1 tRNA gene and 2 rRNA genes (1 of these 3 only partly in view) are annotated in these 3148 nt (G+C 56.6%); all 3 read left to right on the forward strand.

The features are described from left to right. Positions 1-2799 (forward strand): 23S ribosomal RNA (locus tag ACX9GQ_RS24950); it begins 6 nt to the left of the window's first position. 77 nt (positions 2800-2876) lie between these two features. After that, positions 2877-2991 (forward strand): 5S ribosomal RNA (gene rrf / locus ACX9GQ_RS24955). A gap of 80 nt (positions 2992-3071) precedes the next feature. Continuing rightward, positions 3072-3148 (forward strand) — tRNA-Met (locus ACX9GQ_RS24960).

Here is a 3148-nt window from a genome sequence, read left to right on the forward strand (position 1 = left end):
GTGCCTTAAGGGTATCCGGTGGATGCCTTGGCGCTGAGAGGCGATGAAGGACGTGGTACGCTGCGATAAGCCGTGGGGAGCTGCGAACAAGCTTTGATCCGCGGATTTCCGAATGGGGAAACCCACCTTCGACCTCCCTCATTGCAAGGACATGCAGAGATGTATGTTCTTGGATTGAGTGGGGTCAGAGAAGGTATTTGATCCTGAATCCATAGGGATCAAAAGCGAACCCGGGGAACTGAAACATCTAAGTACCCGGAGGAAAGGACATCAACGAGACTCCGTTAGTAGTGGCGAGCGAACGCGGACCAGGCCAGTGCTTCATGTTCTCCAACCGGAACCGTCAGGAAAGGCGGGCCTCAGAGGGTGATAGCCCCGTACGGGTGTCGAGTGCGTGAAGACATGAGTAGGGCGGGACACGTGTAATCCTGTCTGAACGTGGGGGGACCACCCTCCAAGCCTAAGTACTCCTCAGCGACCGATAGCGAACAAGTACCGTGAGGGAAAGGTGAAAAGCACCCCGACAAGGGGAGTGAAACAGCACCTGAAACCGGATACCTACAAACAGTAGGAGCCCAAGGTTCGTCCTGGGTGACTGCGTACCTTTTGTATAATGGGTCAGCGACTTAATCTGGCGAGCAAGCTTAAACCGATAGGTGTAGGCGCAGCGAAAGCGAGTCTGAACAGGGCGTTCAGTTCGTCGGATTAGACCCGAAACCGAGTGATCTAGTCATGAGCAGGTTGAAGGTGCGGTAACACGCACTGGAGGACCGAACGGGTGCCTGTTGAAAAAGGCTCCGATGACTTGTGATTAGGGGTGAAAGGCCAATCAAACTCGGAAATAGCTGGTTCTCCGCGAAAGCTATTTAGGTAGCGCCTCGCGTGAATGCTCCAGGGGGTAGAGCACTGGATGGGCTAGGGGGACTTACCGTCTTACCAAACCTAACCAAACTCCGAATACCTGGAAGCACTGCGCGGGAGACACACGGCGGGTGCTAACGTCCGTCGTGGAGAGGGAAACAACCCTGACCGACAGCTAAGGTCCCCAAGTCATGGCTAAGTGGGAAAGGATGTAGGGATCCCAAAACAACCAGGAGGTTGGCTTAGAAGCAGCCATCCTTTAAAGAAAGCGTAACAGCTCACTGGTCTAAATAAGGGTCCCCGCGCCGAAGATGTAACGGGGCTCAAGCCATGCACCGAAGCTTCGGGTTCATCGCAAGATGAGCGGTAGCGGAGCGTTCCGTAAGTCTGTGAAGGCGGACCCGTGAGGGCTGCTGGAGATATCGGAAGTGCGAATGCTGACATGAGTAACGACAAACAGTGTGAGAGACACTGTCGCCGAAAGTCCAAGGGTTCCTGCGTAAAGTTAATCTGCGCAGGGTTAGCCGGCCCCTAAGGCGAGGCCGAAAGGCGTAGTCGATGGGAACCACGTGAATAATCGTGGGCCAGCGGGTAGTGACGGATCCCGACCGTCGTCAGGTCTTACTGGATTGATCTGGCGGCCTGGGGGTTCCAGGAAATAGCTCCCGCATCAGACCGTACCCGAAACCGACACAGGTGGACTGGTAGAGTATACCAAGGCGCTTGAGAGAATGATGCTGAAGGAACTCGGCAATTTACCTCCGTAACTTCGGGATAAGGAGGCCTTCCGCTTGGGCAACCAGGCGGGAGGGGCACAGACCAGGGGGTGGCGACTGTTTAGCAAAAACACAGGGCTCTGCGAAATCGCAAGATGACGTATAGGGTCTGACGCCTGCCCGGTGCCGGAAGGTTAAGAGGAGGTGTGCAAGCACCGAATCGAAGCCCCGGTAAACGGCGGCCGTAACTATAACGGTCCTAAGGTAGCGAAATTCCTTGTCGGGTAAGTTCCGACCTGCACGAATGGCGTAACGACTTCCCCGCTGTCTCCAGCATCAGCTCAGTGAAATTGAATTCCCCGTGAAGATGCGGGGTTCCTGCGGTCAGACGGAAAGACCCCGTGCACCTTGACTGTAGCTTTGCACTGGCATTCGTGTCGGCATGTGTAGGATAGGTGGTAGGCTTTGAAGCCCGGGCGCCAGCTCGGGTGGAGCCACCCTTGAAATACCACCCTTATCGATATGGATGTCTAACCGCGGCCCCTCACCGGGGTCCGGGACAGCGCATGGTGGGCAGTTTGACTGGGGCGGTCGCCTCCCAAAGAGTAACGGAGGCGCGCGATGGTGGGCTCAGAGCGGTCGGAAATCGCTCGACGAGTGCAATGGCATAAGCCCGCTTGACTGCGAGACTGACAAGTCGAGCAGAGACGAAAGTCGGCCATAGTGATCCGGTGGTCCCTCGTGGAAGGGCCATCGCTCAACGGATAAAAGGTACGCCGGGGATAACAGGCTGATAACGCCCAAGAGTCCATATCGACGGCGTTGTTTGGCACCTCGATGTCGGCTCATCACATCCTGGGGCTGGAGCAGGTCCCAAGGGTTCGGCTGTTCGCCGATTAAAGTGGTACGTGAGCTGGGTTCAGAACGTCGTGAGACAGTTCGGTCCCTATCTGCCGTGGGTGTCGGAGAATTGAGAGGATCTGCCCTTAGTACGAGAGGACCGGGGTGGACGTACCTCTGGTGGACCTGTTGTGGCGCCAGCCGCAGTGCAGGGTAGCTATGTACGGACGGGATAACCGCTGAAGGCATCTAAGCGGGAAACCCACCTCAAAACGAGTTCTCCCTGAAGAGCCGTGGAAGACGACCACGTCGATAGGCCGGGTGTGCAAGCGCAGCAATGCGTTGAGCTTACCGGTACTAATCGCTCGTCCGGCTTGATCGTTCTCATGACACAATGCCCGTCACACAACGTGACGCGCCACAGAAACACCAGATCTTGCTTGCCCTGTCCTTCGCCGGCCTGGTGGCCCTTGCGAGGAGCCCAAACCCGATCCCATCCCGAACTCGGCCGTTAAACTCCTCAGCGCCGATGGTACTCTGTCTCAAGACATGGGAGAGTAGGTCGCTGCCAGGCCTGCAAAGAACAGCCCCCCTCTACAATCCAAACCTGAACCCAATACCGCTGACACTCCACTTCGTCAGCACACACCTCTCCGCGGGGTGGAGCAGCCCGGTAGCTCGTCAGGCTCATAACCTGAAGGTCACAGGTTCAAATCCTGTCCCCGCAACCA

The sequence above is a fragment of the Alsobacter sp. R-9 genome (assembly GCF_054612375.1).